The organism is Arthrobacter sp. NPDC057013 (assembly GCF_042674585.1).
Classification (GTDB): Bacteria; Actinomycetota; Actinomycetes; order Actinomycetales; family Micrococcaceae; genus Arthrobacter.
In genome coordinates, this window is record NZ_JBHUSE010000001.1 from 347651 (window position 1) to 364586 (window position 16936).

15 protein-coding genes are annotated in these 16936 nt (G+C 65.6%); 6 read left to right on the top strand and 9 right to left on the bottom strand.

The features are described from left to right. Nucleotides 1–7 precede the first annotated feature (7 nt). The 3 genes from ACFTSA_RS01615 to ACFTSA_RS01625 form a co-directional block, all read right to left on the bottom strand. Complete coding sequence (locus tag ACFTSA_RS01615) at nucleotides 8–2197, bottom strand: multicopper oxidase family protein (RefSeq protein ID WP_377949007.1); 2190 nt, start codon at nucleotides 2195–2197, stop codon at nucleotides 8–10. A 317-nt stretch (nucleotides 2198–2514) separates the two neighbouring features. Further along, nucleotides 2515–2757, bottom strand: a complete 243-nt coding sequence (locus ACFTSA_RS01620) for a hypothetical protein (protein ID WP_377949009.1) — start codon at nucleotides 2755–2757, stop codon at nucleotides 2515–2517. Nucleotides 2758–2893: 136 nt separating this feature from the next. Continuing rightward, nucleotides 2894–6109, bottom strand: coding sequence for a bifunctional cytochrome P450/NADPH--P450 reductase (locus tag ACFTSA_RS01625; protein WP_377949011.1), 3216 nt, complete (start codon nucleotides 6107–6109; stop codon nucleotides 2894–2896). Between the two features lie 539 nt (nucleotides 6110–6648). On the opposite strand from ACFTSA_RS01625, the gene ACFTSA_RS01630 reads away from it, so the two are divergent. Next, on the top strand, nucleotides 6649–8376 hold the full coding sequence (locus ACFTSA_RS01630; protein WP_377949014.1) for a peptidoglycan DD-metalloendopeptidase family protein: 1728 nt from the start codon (nucleotides 6649–6651) through the stop codon (nucleotides 8374–8376). Nucleotides 8377–8385: 9 nt separating this feature from the next. Here the strand turns inward: ACFTSA_RS01630 and map are convergent, their stop codons facing one another. Next, entirely contained in the window at nucleotides 8386–9162 is a 777-nt protein-coding gene (map, locus tag ACFTSA_RS01635; RefSeq protein WP_377949017.1) for a type I methionyl aminopeptidase, read from the bottom strand. 67 nt (nucleotides 9163–9229) lie between these two features. On the opposite strand from map, the gene ACFTSA_RS01640 reads away from it, so the two are divergent. Further along, nucleotides 9230–9532, top strand: coding sequence for a helix-turn-helix domain-containing protein (locus tag ACFTSA_RS01640; RefSeq protein ID WP_377949020.1), 303 nt, complete (start codon nucleotides 9230–9232; stop codon nucleotides 9530–9532). Nucleotides 9533–9629: 97 nt separating this feature from the next. Here the strand turns inward: ACFTSA_RS01640 and ACFTSA_RS01645 are convergent, their stop codons facing one another. The 3 genes from ACFTSA_RS01645 to ACFTSA_RS01655 all read right to left on the bottom strand — a co-directional run bounded on the left by ACFTSA_RS01645 (nucleotide 9630) and on the right by ACFTSA_RS01655 (nucleotide 13342). Then, nucleotides 9630–10508 carry an IclR family transcriptional regulator gene (locus ACFTSA_RS01645; RefSeq protein ID WP_377949022.1) on the bottom strand — a complete coding sequence of 293 codons (879 nt, stop codon included), beginning with the start codon at nucleotides 10506–10508 and terminating at the stop codon, nucleotides 9630–9632. Nucleotides 10509–10681: 173 nt separating this feature from the next. Then, nucleotides 10682–11953, bottom strand: a complete 1272-nt coding sequence (locus tag ACFTSA_RS01650; RefSeq protein ID WP_377949024.1) for an aminopeptidase P family protein — start codon at nucleotides 11951–11953, stop codon at nucleotides 10682–10684. A gap of 33 nt (nucleotides 11954–11986) precedes the next feature. Beyond that, the gene (locus ACFTSA_RS01655) at nucleotides 11987–13342 is read right to left on the bottom strand and encodes an MFS transporter (RefSeq protein WP_377949026.1); all 1356 of its coding nucleotides are present in this window, start codon (nucleotides 13340–13342) and stop codon (nucleotides 11987–11989) included. 477 nt (nucleotides 13343–13819) lie between these two features. Here ACFTSA_RS01655 and ACFTSA_RS01660 point away from each other — a divergent pair, with 477 nt between their 5' ends. After that, a complete protein-coding gene (locus ACFTSA_RS01660; RefSeq protein ID WP_377949028.1) occupies nucleotides 13820–14377 on the top strand; it encodes an NADPH-dependent FMN reductase in 558 nt (185 codons plus the stop codon). Nucleotides 14378–14405: 28 nt separating this feature from the next. Here ACFTSA_RS01660 and ACFTSA_RS01665 read toward each other — a convergent pair whose 3' ends face one another. Continuing rightward, a complete protein-coding gene (locus ACFTSA_RS01665) occupies nucleotides 14406–14957 on the bottom strand; it encodes a dihydrofolate reductase family protein (protein WP_377949031.1) in 552 nt (183 codons plus the stop codon). 142 nt (nucleotides 14958–15099) lie between these two features. Between ACFTSA_RS01665 and ACFTSA_RS01670 the strand changes: the two genes are divergently transcribed. The 3 genes from ACFTSA_RS01670 to ACFTSA_RS01680 all read left to right on the top strand — a co-directional run bounded on the left by ACFTSA_RS01670 (nucleotide 15100) and on the right by ACFTSA_RS01680 (nucleotide 16435). Continuing rightward, complete coding sequence (locus ACFTSA_RS01670) at nucleotides 15100–15369, top strand: hypothetical protein (RefSeq protein ID WP_377949033.1); 270 nt, start codon at nucleotides 15100–15102, stop codon at nucleotides 15367–15369. A 71-nt stretch (nucleotides 15370–15440) separates the two neighbouring features. Continuing rightward, nucleotides 15441–15899, top strand: coding sequence for a hypothetical protein (locus tag ACFTSA_RS01675; protein ID WP_377949035.1), 459 nt, complete (start codon nucleotides 15441–15443; stop codon nucleotides 15897–15899). Between the two features lie 209 nt (nucleotides 15900–16108). Next, nucleotides 16109–16435 carry a YciI family protein gene (locus ACFTSA_RS01680; RefSeq protein ID WP_377949808.1) on the top strand — a complete coding sequence of 109 codons (327 nt, stop codon included), beginning with the start codon at nucleotides 16109–16111 and terminating at the stop codon, nucleotides 16433–16435. A gap of 192 nt (nucleotides 16436–16627) precedes the next feature. Here ACFTSA_RS01680 and ACFTSA_RS01685 read toward each other — a convergent pair whose 3' ends face one another. Continuing rightward, on the bottom strand, nucleotides 16628–16885 hold the full coding sequence (locus tag ACFTSA_RS01685; RefSeq protein ID WP_377949037.1) for a hypothetical protein: 258 nt from the start codon (nucleotides 16883–16885) through the stop codon (nucleotides 16628–16630). Between the last annotated feature and the right edge of the window lie 51 nt (nucleotides 16886–16936).

The following is a 16936-nucleotide window of genomic DNA, read 5'->3' on the forward strand; positions in this document are numbered from 1 at the left end:
CGGCCGCTTACGGTGTGATCTCCCAGGCGAACATCATGGCGTGGTCCTCGTGGGTCAGGTTGTGGCAGTGCCCCACATAGGGTCCGGTGAAGTCCCGGAAGCCGCGGTAGATGATCACCGATTCACCCGGGTCCAGAGCCACGGTGTCTTCCCGTGAGGCGTCGTCGGGATGGCCCGGGTCCACGCTGCGGGTCACGTCCTTGCCGTTGCGCATGACGGTGCGGTGCTCCTCCTCGTGCAGGTGCATCGGATGCACCCAGCCGCCGCCGCCGTTGCGGAGCTCCCAGAGGTTGAAGCTGCCGCTCTTTTGCTGGGCGAGGGGGGTGCGGCCGGCCGGATTCTTCAGGCTCGCCAGCACGTGGGCCGGGTCGAAGGGCCTGCCGTTGATGAGCCATTCGGTCTCGCCCCCTGCGCTGCCGCGTTCCACCTCGAAGATCAGCCGGTTGTCCAGCATGGTCTGCCAGTTGCCCGGCAGCGGCGGGAGCGGGCGGAGGGCTTTGGGGATCCGGCTGTTGTCCGGCGCGCTGTCCCCGATGACGAACTTGAGCACCGGGACCTTGTACTTGGGGTCGGGGGAGAACCTTGACGACGCGGCCCACATCCTGCCGTTGGGCATCTTCATCACATTGGTGACGTAGATGACGTCGCCCTTGGTGGTGGGGGTGCCGTCCTGGTACTTCGTGAAGTCGATGATCACTTCGCGTCGCTTGGCCGGCCACAGCTCAAACGAATCGCGTTTGATCGGAAACGGCAACAGGCCGCCGTCGGTGGCGATCTCCGTGAACTGCATGCACTGCTGCCCGTCCTCGACGCGGTACTGGCCCTCCAGCTCGTCGCCCTTGAAGCCCAGGGATGCCGATGACCTGGGGCCCTTGGTGGAGCTCATCAGCTTGAACTCGTAGATCCGCGCTATGGATGCATCCAGGAACCTGAACCGGTACTTGCGGCGCTTCACCTCCATCACCGGGTAAGCGGTTCCGTTCACCGTGAAGATGTCGCCCACGAAGCCGTGGTTGGGGAAATGCTTGTAGAAGGTTTTTCCCCACCACTCCGGGTGGGTGGCCGGGTTCTTCGCCGCCGGAAACTCGCCCAGCCCGTCATGGAAGTCCTTGTGGATCGTGACGCCGTCATCCAGGCAGCAGTCGTAGAACGCCAGCGGGACGTCGTAGTTGACGTCGAACGACCCGTCGGGGTGGTTGGTCCGGACGCCGGGCAACCGAAGTCCCCGGGTCTCGTCGCCCATATCCAGGCCGCCCTTCGGATCATAAAGCGGGTAGAGGCCCACCATGCCCTTGTAGACGTTGGCGCCGGTGTGGTCCATCGTGTGGTCGTGGAGCCAGAAGAAGCTCTGCTTCTCCCGGTCATCGTTACCCGGTGCCCGGTTCAGGTACAGGTTGTCGACGAACATCCCCGGCCGGTAGCCCCTGTGCCTCGGCCCGGCCACCATCGAGTAGTGCGGGTTGCCGTCGCTCTCGGGCGCGGTATGGCCATTGTGGAGGTGGGTCAGGAAGGACCAGTCCGGTGCGCCAAAGTCCTGGCGGTCCAGGTTCAGCGGGTTCTCATTCAGGTGGTTCTCGAACCGGACCAGCACGGGTTTGCCGTATTCGGCGTTGATCCTCGCTCCCGGAAAGCCGCCGTTGAAGCCGTAGATCGTACTGGGAGGCAGGGTCCGCCTCGTGCCCGCCGGATACGTCTTGCGCTTCGCGTCGAAGGAAATCGTCGGCTTGCCGTTGGCGTCGATCGGCAGCACCAGGGACGTGGTGAACGAGTGCGCGCGGACCAGCAGGTCGATCTTGTAGACAATCGGGTCCGGAAGACCGACGTCGCTCGTCCAGACCTGGTGCCGCTGATTCCGCAGCGAGTTCTGCTGGCCCGGTCCCGGCCCGGGCGGCTGCGGCCATGAGCTGACAACGGACCTGGGCACCGGGGCCAGCGCCTTGAGCATGGGCAGCGGGTCGTTGAAGGGCGAGAGGATCAGCGGGCTCGTCGGGAATTTTTCGATGTAGAACAGGCCGTCGCTGAGTGCGGACGACGTGGCGGCGAACGCACCATCCGGCGAGAGGAGCCCCCGCTGGGCCAGCAGCGGGCCTGCCCAGCTTTGGGCGGCAGCAAGAGCCGCGGCAGCCCCTCCGGCAGCACCCAAACGCAGGAGGGTGCGGCGGGCAAATCCGCCGGTGTTCGTGGATTCTTCGGTCATGGTCGGTGCCTCCTTGGCAAGGTGCACTGGCCAAGCCGGCCGGCGCCCGTGTCAACCCCAATATGGATTCCGAGACCGATCGTCACACCACGGGGACCTCTCTGTCCCATGGGCTAGTTCTGCGGTGGTTCCCCAAGGCAACTACTTTGTGTGGCGGACCTTGGAAAAAGGTTGGCTTCAGGGCCGGGCATGGTACTGCTCTGCCGGGGCACTGTGAAGGGGCCGGACGATTCCTGGTTCGATGAGGTCTCGTCCGGACGCGGTGGATAGTGCAACCCGCGCGACGGCCCGCCGGCTGATCCGGGACGGCCGGCCGGCTACCGCTGCACTATGTCGTCCGCCACGCGGTGAAGGTCCTGAACCCAGCCTGTTGAACGGCTGGGCCCACCCGAACCAGCCTCAAAGTTCGAAAGAGCTTCCGCTATGCTTTCCAAAGCCTCCGAGATGTTGGCCTTAACGGCCTCGTAGCCTTCCTCAGAGCGGGGATCAGATGATGCCACCTTCAACAGCTCCGCACCCGCCGTGATGATCAGTGAAGCCTCGTACTCATTCACGCTCATATCTCGGGTTCTCCTGGTATTCGACGCTGCGGAACCTGCTGCCAGCACAACTGTACATCCGGGCACCCGCGACCCTGCCGGCCCACAGAGGGGCGCCGCTCCCTATCGGGAACGGCGCCCGCCTTACTCGAACCTCCTACGTGAAGATGTCCGCCACGTACCTGCCGTGGGTGCGCTCCACCTCGTCCATCCAGGCATCGGCATCCGCTTCGGAAGCGCCGGTGGCCTCCTGGTAGATGCGCTCGCACGTGTCGCGGACCTCCGGCGCCATGTTCTTCCCGTCGCCGCAGACGAACACCGTGGCACCCTGTTTGACCAGCTCCTTGACGTCGTCCCGGTCCGCCCACAGCCGGTGCTGCACGTACTTCAGCCCGTCGGTCGGCGCCTTGGAGAAGACCGGCCGCAGGTCCAGGTTGGCCTGCTCCGCCCAGGACGCCAGCTCCGCCGCGTAGAGGAAGTCGGTGTCCGGCGCCCGGCAGCCGAAGAACAGCAGCGACTTCGCCGGCCGGATCCCCTCGGCCTGGGCCTTCAGCGCCCGGTCCTGCACGAAGCCGCGGAACGGCGCCAGCCCGGTCCCGGCGCACACCATGATCACCGGCATCGCGAGGGACTCCGGCGGATGGAAGGCAGCGTTCGACGGCCGCACCGTCACCGCCACCCGCGACCCCGGCCGCGCCTGGGCCAGGTAGGTGGACGCCGCCCCTTCGAAGGTGCCGCGCCCGGACCAGGCCGGGGCCCGGACGACGGCGAACGTCAGGGTCGCGTGGTCAGGGCTCCAGAGCGGCGACGACGAGATCGAATACCGCCGCGGGGTCAGCTGGGTGAGCAGCTGCAGGAACGACGTGAAGGGCAGCTGGCACGACCGGTACATCTCCAGCAGGTCCAGCAGCGAGACGCGCTTGTCCACGATCTCCGCCGCATGCCGCACCCGGTCCTGCGCCAGCGCCTCCAGCTCGGAGCGCTCCGCGGGATCGGTGGCCACTTCGGCCAGCTGCCCCACCTGCGGCCGGGTGGCCGGAACCGCGAGTTCCACGTAGCTGCTCAGCAGCTCGCCCACGGCCACGGGCGTGCCGGTGGGCAGGAACGTGTCCCCGTGCTCCATGGCCAGCACCACGTGGGAGTCGTAGTCCAGGGCAAGCCGCGTGAGGGCCCGCTGCACCAGGTCGCTGGGGTTCAGCGGCAGCACCGCAAGGTAGTCGCCGGTCCGGTAGCTCATGCCCTCCGGCAGGGCAATCTCCACGTGCCGCTTGGACCGGGCATGCGGCTTGGTCAGGTCCACGAGTTCCCGGTTCACGACGACGGTGCCCAGCGCCAGATCGTTCTGCCGCAGCAGCGTGTCCCGGACGTTGCCCACAAACTGGACCGCCAGCTGCGGTACCCCGGTTGGAGCGCTGGTCCGCTGGCCGAGGGCGCCGTCCACCGCAGGCCAGAATCCCGCGTACCACTCCTCGAAATCGCCGAAGAAGTCGCCGCGCGCGTTGGCCTCGCCGCGCTGGTAGATCCGCTCGGCGCCAGCCGCCTCGAGCCGGGCGTCGACCGCCTTGGGCACCTCCTGGTAGGTCCGCGCCCAGTCCCTGTTGCCGTTGCCGAACACCGTGTACCGCACACCGCGGAGGCTGCCCGGCTGCAGGCCCTCGGTCCAGGCCATGAATTTCTTGGCATTATCTGGCGGCATCCCCTCATACGAGGAGGTGACGACGGCGACCAGGCCCTCCGTGGGCAGCCCGCCGGCCGCACTGTCCAGCGGACCGATCGTTGGGCTGTATCCCCGCCGCCCGGCGTCGTTCGCAATCCGCTGCGCAAAGTCCTGGGACGTGCCCGCATTGGACCCGTACAGCACCCGGACCGGAACGCCGTTGGCGGAGGCCGCCGGCGCCGGCGCTTCCTGCGTTTTTTCCACTCCGACGGCGGCACTTGCCGTTGCGTCGATACGGACGTTCCGCCGTCGGACGTGGACGTACAGGCCTTCCGGTTTCATGGTGAGCGTGTGCTTGATCTTCAGCTCATAGCCGGGATCCGCCGGGGTGATGTCGAAGCGCTGCAGAGCCTTGGCCAGGAACAGCATGGCCTCCTGCAGGGCAAACCCGCGGCCGATGCAGGAGCGCTGCCCGTTGCCGAACGGCTTCCACGCGTTGGGCGGGACGGACGCGTACCGCTCCGGGGCGAACCGGTCCGGGTTGAAGAGGTCGGCATCCTCTCCCCATGCCGTCTTATCCCGGTGCAGCTGGGGGATCAAAATCATGATGGTCTGGCCCTTGGGCACCTCATACTTGCCGCCGATCACCGTGTCCTCGTACGGCGCCACGTTGAACGCCGGGGCGGTGGGCCACAGCCGGAGCGTCTCTTTCAGGATCTGGTCCAGGTAGCCCAGCCGCGGAAGGTGATCGAACTTGGCACTCTCACTGCCCAGCACCTCGTCCACCAAGGCCTGTGCCTTCCGCAGTACTTCGGGATGGCGCATGAGTTCGTACATGGTGAAGGAGAGCAGGCCGCTGGTGGTCTCATGGCCGGCCACCAGGAATGTGACCATCTGGTTGACGACGTTGTCCTCGGGCAGGCGCTCGCCGGTCACCGGGTCCGCCGCGTTCAGCATGGTGTCCAGGATGTCCTCGCTGCCCGGAGGGCTGGGGTTGCGGCGCCGGTCGCTGATGAGCTGCTCGGCCACCTCCTGCATCAGCGCACGGTCCTCCTCCAACTGGTGCCGCTTCCGGACCATGAGCTTGTTCTGCACCGGCAGCCGCCGCGACCGGTCCCGGGACTCAACCAGGGAGCGGACCATGGCCCCGATGAAGGGGTGCATCTCGTCCCGGTAGAGGCTGTTGAACCGGTAGCTGAACGAGCACAGCGCAATGGTGTCCAGGGTCAGCCGGGTGGTGTTGTCCGGGATGTCGATCCGGGCCGTGGGGCCGAGCCGCTCCCATTTGAGCAGCAGCTGCTCGAGGATGTCGTCCATGCCGGCGAACATCCTCTTCAGGGCGGCGGGACCGAATGCCGGCATCAGGATCCGGTGCGCCATCTGCCAGTTGGGTTCCTCGGTTTCGGCCGTGAACAGGCCGTCGCCCGCAGATTCCCGCACCGAGCGCAGGGAGATCCCCAGGACTTTGCCGAACCGGGTCTCGTCGCAGACCTCGTTGACGAGCTCCTGGGACGAGATGGCGACCATATCGCGGCTGAAAACCTCGATGCGGACGATCGGGCCGTACTCTTCGGCCACGTCCACGAGGCCCAGGACGCCTTTGCTGGCGTCGATGTCGGGCAGGTTGCCTACCACCGGTTTAGTGGGAGGCTGCGGAATGGGGACGCTGCTGCTGCCGGCGGTGCTGTTGCTGCTGTTGCTGTTGGATGAAGGCATCGGGCCCCTCCTAGGCTGTCTTATTGACTCTTGTTCTTCTTGGTTCTTGGCTGTTGCTGTTGCTTCTCGCCGCATCTTGGCGCTCTGGTTGCCGGGGAGGGGGCGCGGAAGCCTGCTGCTTTATTGACGGGGCTGGCCGGGCGTCACGGGCCGGGCGCTGTTCAGAATACTCCCGTCCGGCGCCGCGGACTACGGCTTTTTTCTTGGGTTGGTCCTGTCCTGCCGGCCCCGCGCCCGCGCCACCGGCCCCGCGCCCGCGCCACCGGGACCGGCCCGCGCCCGCGGGACCGGCCCGCGTCCGCACGACCGGCCCGGGCCGCGGCCGCGCATGAGGGTTAGGGCCGGTTTCGGTGCGGGCGCCGCGGGGGGTTCCTCAACTTCAGCTGAGGATTTCCGCAGTTAGGGGTAGGTCCCGGTCAAGATTTTCTGAGCTTATCCACATATGGGTCCGTAGCGGTTTCCGTGGCCTGCACGGCATGCTCCCATAGTAGGGAGCCAACGCATTCACCAGCACTGGCGCCTTCATGGGGGAGATCCAATTGCCAAAGCATCTTGCACCTGCCGTTGCCCGGCGCACGTCGCAGCACCTGCGTTCCGGCGCCAATCACAACGTTCTGAGCCGGGCCGTTCGGGTCGGCGCAGGTGCGGCTTTCCTGGCCGTCTACGCCTTTGGATTCCAGGGCGCTGCTCCAGTTGTCTCGTCGGGGCAGGCACCTACCGAGCGGGCCGGCGACATCGCCATTAACATGCCCCTCGTCTCCGCTGCTGTGGCCGAGGCCGCCCAGGGATCTGTTTCGAGCGCCGGCGTTGCAAGCACCGGCGCCACGGGTACCGGCGCTTCGAGTACTGGCGCTTCAGGCACCGGCGTTGCAAGCACCGGTGCGGTCTCGGCCTCCGCGGACGCATTCGTTTCCTACAGCCGCACCGTGGTCTTCACCGGAGCAAAGCCAGTGCACGAAAAACTCGATGTGGTCTCAACAAAGGTGCGGCGACCCGCGGCGGGAACCCTGATGGCGCCGTTGGATGTGCTGGTTCCCACCTCGCACTTCGGGCTGCGGACAAGTCCCATCTCCGGCGCAGCAGGGGAGTTCCACTGGGGCCAGGATTTTGCCACCGCCTGCGGTACCAACGTCTTCGCCGCGGATGCGGGCGTGGTGCGGGCAGTGGGATGGCACCCCTGGGGCGGCGGCAACCGGGTGGAAATCGACCACGGCAACGGCCTGATCACCACTTACAACCACCTTGAGGGCATCGGCGTGAAGAAGGGCCAGTCGGTCCAGGTGGGGCAACTCATCGCCAAGGTCGGGACCACGGGTTCATCAACCGGATGCCACCTGCACTTCGAAACCGTTTTGAACGGCAGACACACGGACCCCGACAACTGGACCCTCGTCCGGCTCCGCCACACGGGGCCTGTTTCCAACATCAAGATGACCGACTACCGGAAGTCCGGCACCGCGACGGAGACGCCAAACTGGGCCGTTCCGGTCGGCGCCAGCGCCCAACAGAGTGAGGTGCACGATGAGCATGACGCGTCGGCCCACAGCGTTGCATCACTGAAGTCTTCCTCCCGTGCCAAGGCGTCTGTTGCCGCAGCGAAGCCTTCGGGCAGGCGGGCAGCGGCTCCGGCTACGAAGGCGGCCGCAAAGAAGGCGGCTGCGCCGAAGGTGACCGCGCCTAAGCCGGCTCACCGGGCGCCCGCCCGTAGGCCGGCAACCCCGGCGCCTGCACCTAAGGTCACGCCCCAGCCGGTAGCTCCCGCTCCGGTCACGCCGAAGCCCGCTCCAACACCGGCCGCCACGCCCAAGCCGACAACGCCCGCTCCGACGCAGACTCCGACGCCGACCGCCACGCCTGCTCCCAAGTCGACCGTGCCAACGCCCGCACCGACGCAGACTCCGGTACCGGCGGTCACGCCGGCTCCGGCGGCTACGCAAACTCCTGCACCCGCCGTCACGCCAGCTCCCTCAGCTGCGCCGACGCCGGCTCCTTCGCCAAGCGCCTCCGCGGCACCGAAGGTCCCCGCACCCAGGCCGGTAACGGCGGCTCCGGCTCCGGCTGCCGCACCGGCCTCCGCGGCAACCCCCGCTCCTGTGGCCACGCCATCGGCGGCTCCTGCTTCTGCTGCCGGTGCTGGCGCGACCTCCACCCCGGGTCCCGTCCAGGCCCCGGCTCAGCAGCTCACCCGCAAGGCGGCCAAAGAAGCCGAGTCAGCAAGGAAATCGAAGGCAGCTGCAGCGGCTGCCACTGAGACGGCAGCTCCGTAGCGAGGGTCCCTAGTTGCCCGTCGGCAGGGTGAGGATTTCGGCGCCGTCATCCGTGATGGCGATGGTGTGCTCACTGTGGGCCGTTCGGCAGCCCGTCGCACTTCGGAGCGTCCACCCGTCGGCATCAGTAACGAGCCGGGCCGTGTCCAACATGACCCACGGCTCCAGCGCGAGCATCAGCCCAGGGCGCAGTTTGAACCCCCGGCCTGGGCGCCCGTTGTTTGGAACGTGCGGGTCCTGGTGCATTGTTGAACCGATGCCGTGGCCGCCGAATTCGGTGTTGATCGGGTAGCCCGCCTCGCCGAGAACAGAGCCGATGGCATGGGAAATATCGCCAATGCGTGCCCCGGGCCCGGCGGCGGCTATGCCCGCGCTCAATGCCCGTTCGGTCGCATCGATCATCGCGACGCTCTCCGCGGGCTTTGATTCGCCCACGATGAAGCTGATGGCGGCGTCCGCAGCCACTCCGTCCTTGGAGACGGCGAGGTCGAGAGTCAGCAGATCGCCGTCGGCAAGCGCGTAGTCGCGGGGCAGCCCGTGGAGTACGGCATCGTTGACACCCGTGCAGATGTAATGGCCGAACGGGCCGCGTCCGAACGACGGCGCATAGTCGACGTAGCAAGAATCGGCCCCGGCCTCCAGGATCATTGCCTGGGCCCACCTGTCGATCTCCAACAGGTTCGTGCCCACCGCGCTGCGGCTCTTCAGCGTATGCAGGATGTCCGCGACCAGGGCGCCTGTCACCTTTGCTCGGGTCAGTTCGGAGGGGTTCAGGATCTCGATCATGCGGCGCCCTTTCTTCTGCGTCCAATAACTATACCGGCCATATTATCCCGGTATTAGAATTGGATCCATGGTCAGGTTGCCCCTCACATCTGAAGAAGTCGAGCGCGGACAGCGACTCGGCGCCCTGTTGCGACGCGCCAGGGGAGGGCGTTCGATGCTCGAGACCGCGCTCGATGCCCGTGTCTCACCGGAGACCCTGCGGAAGATCGAGTCGGGCCGGGTGGCGACTCCTGCCTTTCCGACCATCGCGGCCATCGCCGATGTCCTCGGCCTTTCCCTCGACACAGTGTGGGCCGAGATGAATCAGCCCGAACACGGCGTTGAATCGGCCAACTCCCGGCGCGCCCCGGGTGAGCGGTTGGCTTCCTAAACGCCGTGCCGCAAGGGCGTTGCCCGGCTCGACAAGCGGCGGCCTCGGGCCGGCTCCCGGGCTACGGGCTCCGCCATTTGCGTGCGCGACGCGCCGCCTATGCGCTCCGGCGCTCCTTCGGTGCCACGCCGCCGAGGCGCTGCGTGACCTGCCGGGCCGCGCTGGCGCAGGCGTCGCCGAGGCTTTGCAGGGTGTCGGGGGAGACCCGGAACTTGGGTGCGGGGATGAGGACGGCGGCGGCGATGTCGCCGCGGTGGTCGTAGACGGGTGCGGCGATGCCGACTTCCTCGATGGATGTCTCGCCGTAGTTGCCGGCCCAGCCGCGCTTGGTGACTTCCTCGAGCCGCTGCAGGTATTCCTCGACGGAGTGGTCGTCGAGGGCGGGCAGGGTGATGGTGCCGCTGCGGAGCAGGATGGCTACGCGTTCGGGCTGTTCGCCGGCGAGGAAGACCTGGACCGAGGCGCTGAGGGCGTCGTTGTAGCGGGCGCCCAAAGGAGTGGTGTGCTTGACCTGCTGGCGGCTGGCGATCTGCTCCACGCACATCGACTCGGTGCCGTTCCACACCATGAGGGCGCTGGTTTCGCCGGTGCGTTCGGTGAGTTCGCGCAGTACGGGGTAGGCCACCCGGCGTTCCTCGAGTTCTGCCAGCAGCGGTCCGGCGACGGCGATCAGGCCGAGCCCCAGCCGGAAGCGGCGGGTGTCCGGGTCCCGCTCCACCAGATGCTCCTGCTCAAACGTTGCAAGGATCCGGGACACCGTGCTCTTGTGCAGGCCCACCCGGCTGGCGATCTCGGTGACTCCCAGCATGGGCTCGTCCGCGGTGAAGCTGCGGAGCACGGCGATGGCGTTGACGATGACAGAGGCGCCGCGCGCGTCGCCGTTGCCGGGCTCTTTGCTGTCGCCTTTGCCAGCGTCCTTGCCCGTATCTTTGCCTGCGTCGGGAGCTGGGTTCGCGGGTGTTGCGGGGGGAGTCATGGTGTTCACTATATTTCTTCGCTGTCGTGCTTCCGGCCTTTGTCGCCTGCCGGAAGCGGGGGCGGGCATGCCCTCCCTCCCAGCCGGCCGCCGTCGTACTTAACCCAAGGCTGCTAAATCAAAAGCCTTGCTGACAACGGCCGGCCGGGGAGGGCACACCCCTAACCGTGGCGCTAGGCGCTGATGATGTTGTGCTCAGGGCCGAACGGGAACTTGGTGATGTTCTCGGCGCCGTCCTCGCCCACCACCAGGATGTCGTGCTCGCGGTAGCCACCGGCGCCGGGCTGGCCGTCGAGGACGGTGATCATCGGTTCCATGGAGACCACCATGCCGGGTTCGAGCACGGTGTCGATGTCCTCGCGCAGTTCGAGTCCGGCTTCGCGGCCGTAATAGTGGCTGAGCACGCCGAAGGAGTGGCCGTAGCCGAACGTGCGGTTCGCGAGCAGGCCGTGCGACACGTAGATCTCGTTGAGCTCGGCGGCGATGTCCTTGCAGACGGCTCCGGGCTTGATGAGTTCCAGGCCGCGGCGGTGGACCTCGACGTTGATGTTCCACAGCTCGAGGGAACGGGCATCCGGTTCTCCGAAGAACAGCGTCCGCTCCAGCGCCGTGTAGTAGCCGGAGGTCATGGGGAAGCAGTTCAGGGACAGGATGTCGTGTTCCTGGATCTTCCGGGTGGTGGCCCAGTTGTGCGCGCCGTCGGTGTTGATGCCGGACTGGAACCAGACCCAGGTGTCGCGGATCTCCGAGTTGGGGAAGGTGCGGGCGATCTCGTGCACCATGGCCTCGGTGCCGATCAGGGCCACCTCGTACTCGGTGATGCCGGCGGTGATGGCGTTGCGGATGGCTTCGCCGCCGAGGTCGCCGATGCGGGCGCCGTGCTTGATGACCTCGATTTCCTCGGCGGACTTGATCATGCGCTGGCGCATCGCAGCCTGAGCCACGTCCACCAGGGCCGCCGATTCGAACGCGGCCTGGATCTTGTTCCGGTTGTCCAGCGGCAGCGAGTCGTCTTCGACGCCGAGCCGGCGGACCTTGATGCCGCGGGTGCGCAGGACTTCCTGGATTCCGTGGATGAAGTTGTCCCGGCGCCAGTCGGTGTACACCAGGTTCTCGCCGTAGCTGCGGCGCCAGGGCATCCCGGCGTCGATGTTTGCGGTGACGGTGACCGTGTCCTCCTTGGTGACCACCATGGCGTAGGAGCGGCCGAAGTAGGTGAACAGGAAGTCGGAGTAGTACTTGATCGAGTGGTAGCTGGTCAGGACGACGGCGTCCAGGTCCTTCTCGGCCATGATGCTGCGCAGGCCGGCGAGGCGGCGCTCGAACTCCGCGTCCGAGAAGGTCAGGGTGACCTTCTCGCCGTTGTTGAGGACCTTGAGGCGCTCGAGCTTGGCGACGTCGTTGACAGCGTTGCCGCGACGGGGGAGATTCTCGGTGATGGTCATGCTTGTTCCTTTTCTTTCTTGGGTGGGTGTTTGTCAGTGCTGCTGCAGGGGCTTCTTGGAAGTCTCCACGGCGAACAGGACTGCGATGAGGGAAACCAGTGAGGCGGCCACGAGGTACCAGCCGGGGGCCAGCTTGTTGTGTGTGAGGCCGATGAGGAGGGTGGCCATGAACGGGGCGGTGCCGCCGAACAGGGCGTTGGAGAGGTTGAAGCTGACGGCGAAGCCGCTGTACCGGGTCTTCGTGGGGAAGAGCTCGGCCAGGAAGCTGGGCAGCGTGCCGTCGTTGAGGGTGAGCATGCCACCCAGGAGGATCTGGACGAGCACGATCACCAGGAAATTGCCCGTATCCAGGAGCATGAACGCCGGCACGGTCAGCACCATGAACAGTATGGACGCGGTGATCAGCATGCGCTTCCGGCCGAACCTGTCCGAGGCGATGCCGGTGAGGAAGATGAAGCCGATGTAGCTGGCCAGTGCGATGGTGGTGGCCAGGAACGATTCGCCGGCGCCGAAGCCCAGTTCCTCCGCGAGGTAGGTGGGCATGTAGCTGAGGATCACGTAGAAGCCGACGGCGTTCAGCAGCACCGCGCCGGTGGCGATGATGAGCTGCCTCCTGTTGTTCCGGAACATGTCCCGGGCCGGAGCCTTGGTCTTGTTTTCGTCCTCGGCGAGGGCGCGGAAGGCCGGGGTGTCCTCGAGCTTGGTGCGGATGTACCGGCCGATCAGGCCCATCGGCGCCGCGAGCAGGAACGGCAGGCGCCAGCCCCAGTCGTGCAGCTGGCTTTCGCTGAGGACGCTGGTGAGCAGCGCGGCAAGGAGACTGCCCAGCAGCAGACCCGCCGCGGTGCTTGCGGGTACGACGGCGGCATAGAGTCCGCGCCGATGTGCGGGCGCGTACTCCACCAGGAAGGCGGAGGCGCCGGCGTACTCGCCGGAGGCGGAGAACCCCTGGACAACGCGGACCAGCAGGAGCAGGACCGGGGCCAGGATGCCGACGGTGCCGTAGCCGGGGATTAGGGCAATGCAGAACGTGGCCACGGACATGATGACGATCGACAGGGACAGTGCTTTCCGCCGTCCCAGCCGGTCGCCGATGTGGCCCCAGAAGAAGCCGCCCAGGGGACGGACGAAGAAGGAGATGGCGAAGACGCCGAAGGTTGCCAGGAGTGCCGTCTGGCGGTCGGCCTCCGGAAAGAAGACCGTGGAGATGATGCCGGCCAGGTAGCCATAGACGGCGTAGTCGAACCATTCGACGAAGTTGCCGATGAAGCTCGCGGTGATGACCCGGCGCCGGGTGTCCTTGCTGACCTCGTCGCCGGTGTGGGGTGCGGTGCTGGCCTGGCCAATCAGCGGCTCTGCTGCTCCGGCCTGGGTTATTGGCTGTTCCATGTGTCCACCAATGAGAACTTGGGGTTGCTTGTGTCGCAACGCTGTTGCACCAGACTAGGCGTGACGCGGTTCACCCGTCAATGGGTATTCTCAGGTTTGCTTCGTGGCGCCCCACCGGGCGGCTATCTGGGTTAGTGCCTTTGTTGGTGCCTCGGTGGGTGCTCGTGAGTGGAATTAGCGTAAGAGGCGTGGCGTCCGCCGGGGCCTGAAGATGTTGCAGCGAAGCCAACGCTGTTGTGGTCTCAGGCGCGTTGCGGGCTTGTCGGGATGAAACGCTCTCTCACTTTTCGCAGGGTTTTCCCGAACGCTCTATCACGTCCTGCAGGGTTTTCCCCGACGCTCTATCACGTCCTGCAGGGTTTTCCCCGACGCTCTATCACGTCCTGCAGGGTTTTCCCCGACGCTCTCTCGCCCGGCTATGGCGTCCAGACCGGCGCCGCTGTATCAAGGAATTACCGCAATGAACGGGAGCGAATCATGGTGAAGATAGCGGTGGTCATTGGCAGCACGCGTCCGCAGCGCCGCAGCAGGCAGGTTGCGGAGTGGGTGTACTCCCGGGCGAGTGCCCGGGGCGGCGCGGACTTCGAATTGCTTGACCTGGCGGACTTCGGCCTTCCGCTGCTGGATGAGCCCATACCGCCTTCGATGGGTCAATACAAACATGAGCACACGAAGGTCTGGGCCGAGGCAGTCTCCCGCTTCGACGGCTTCATCTTCGTGACCGCCGAATACAACCATTCCGTCCCCGGCGCCCTGAAGAACGCGCTGGATTTCCTCTACGCCGAGTGGAACAACAAGGCCGCGGGATTTGTCAGCTACGGAAGCGCCGGGGGAGTGCGGGCCGTCGAAAATCTCCGCCTGATTACCGCAGAACTGCAAATGGCAGGCGTCCGCGCCCAAGTGGCTTTGCCGTTCGCATCGGAGTTCGAGAACTACACCGTCTTCACGCCCAGCGACGACGCCGAAGAGGCCCTGAAACCGTTGCTCGACCAGCTCATCTCCTGGTCCACCGCATTAAAAACCGTCAGGAGCTGACAGGGCCGGGCCAAAAGCCGGCCAAACGTCAGGCGTTGCGCACGCTGTAGGTGCTGACGACGTTTCCTTTGCTGGTCCTGTACTCGTCCTTGAGGTCGAGCCTGGTCAGCGGATCGCCGTCCTCGAACAGCCGGCGTCCGCTGCCGGCCACGACGGGATGCGTCATCAGGGTCAATTCGTCGAGGAGGCCGCCGAACAGCAGTTGCCGCGTGACGGAAATGCTGCCGCACACGGCGATCTCGCCGCCGTCGCGCTTTTTGAGGTCGGCAACGAACTCTTCCAGCGGCGCCCCGATGAGGTGCGAATTCTGCCATTCGAGGGGCTCCGAGAGGGTACGCGATGCGACGAACTTTTCCACCGGATTGATGAAGGCGGCGAAATCCTCGTCCTGCGACGCGTTGGGCCAGTAGCCCGCCCATTCCTGATAACTGACCCGCCCGAGGACCACAGTGTCCACGGTGTTGATCATCTTGGTCAGTCCCTTGCCAAGGTCCTCATCGAAGCTGTCGAACTGGAAATTGAATGGGTCCTGCACTACGCCATCCACGGAGTGGAACAGTCCGGCGGTCACCTTGCGCATCGGTTCCTCCTAATCGGGTCGTCAGGCCTTACGGTATTCGGCCACGGCCGGCGTGGGAAGGTTTTGAAGCACTGGCGTCGCGACGGTTTGACATGCCGTCGCCGGGCGGATGAACTGTGTGAACGTGCAATGATGCAGCCCGTTGCCCGGCATTACGTTTACGCTGCCGTGGGGAACCACGCCAGGAATGATGGGCTGGGCTGTAATCATCAAGAAGATCATGGACAACAAAGTCCGCCTCAAGAGCGTACGGGCCGGTGAGACCGTGAAGTTCGGCGGGATCCCGTTGCGTGTCCTGTCAAGGCATCATGACGCCGGCCTCGTGACATTGAAGCTTGAGGATAAGCCGGAAAGACCTATGACCTTCGTCGGAGTGGCGGATATGGCGGTTCATCGCGTCGAAGCACCTTGATGCTGCCGGCGCGAGCCGCCTGGGCTTCTATGCTGGCCTAGGAATCGGCGTCGAATTCTAGGGGGATACAGATGACTCACCGCGCTGCTTTCGGTATTGCCGCGATCATCGCACTTTTGCTTTCGGCATGCTCGGCGCCGCAGGCCGGTCCCGCTCCCACGTCCGCTGTGCCCTCCGTTCAGCAGGAAATGCCGACGGCGGTGGTACAGAGCCCGGGAGGCAAGAAGGCCGTCGTGCACGCCGGAGTTTCGTCCGCTCCCGAGGAAAGCGGCCAACTGGTCGGCAGTCTTGCCGCGGATGCGGCCGGATGCCTTGTGGTGCGGACCGGCGACGGGCAGTCAACCACGCTGGTCTTCCCGGAAGGCACTGTTTTCAAGGGCGAAGCGCTGGCATTGCCGGATGGCTCATCCCTGTCCGATGGCGCCAAGGTGACCCTGGACGGTGCACGTGTTCCAGCTGACGAGAAATTGAGCGTATGCCCGAATTACTCCAGGCTTTTCTCAGTGGTGACGGCCACCGTCACCCCCTAGCGCCAGCTAGCGCTGCCGGCGACACTCTACGTCGGGTTTTTCCAAACGCATCCTGACATTTCGTCGGCTTACCCAAACTCGCCCTCATCTTTGGTCGTCATTCCCTGGACGAGGACAAACTTTGGCGAGTGGCGTCGTTTGGACTTCCCGGTGGGGTATCTTGCGGGTATCCGACCGGACCCGGCCAACAAGGAGTCATCGTGGAATACATGCTTTTCATCTGTACCGATCCCACCGCGCCGAAATATGTGGCCGCCGAGGACAATATTGAGGAATGGGTTGCCGAAATGGAAGCCCGCGGCGTTGCCCAGCACGGGGACAGGCTGCGTCCCGTTGAGGATGCGACCACTGTGACGGTCCGCGGCGGCGAAGTGGTGGTCTCGAATGGGCCGTTTGCGGAGACGCAGGGGTGGATTGCGGGCTACGACATCATCAAGTGCGCCGATCTGGACGAGGCGGTCGAGGTGGCGTCCAAGCACCCGATGGCGAAATTCGGCAAGATCGAGATCAGGCCGGTGTGGCCGTTCGGCGAGTAGCTTTCGCGCGTCAATAATCCGTCAACATTCGCGGCCGGACGAGGGTCCGGTCATCTGCATCGCTCCGGTATGCGGACGCCGCCGAGGTTGCGGGCAGGATTCCTCGCGCGTCCGGATATTTCGCTTAAGGTGAGCGGCCGCCGTCGTCCACTCTGTCCTCAAGGTGAGCGGCCGCCGTCGTCCCGTCCGGCGTTAACTTTCCAGCTCGGTCAGAACGTCTGCAGCGTCCCTGCTGCCGCTGGCGGCGAGCCGCCGGAGTTCTTCGACGTCGCCCTTTTCGGCGGCTAGCTCAACGAGCTGGTCCATGGCGTCCCTGCTGCCGTTTGCGGCCAGGCGCCGAAGCACTTCGAAGTCCTCCCGTTCAGCGGCGAGTTCAATCAGCTCGCCGACGGCATCGGCCTCGCCACTGGCGGCCCGGTCCTGGAGTGCGGAGTATTCAGATTCTGACATTGGGGGACCTCCCTTATGGCGGTAACGGTACCTCCATCAGGTGCCTACCAG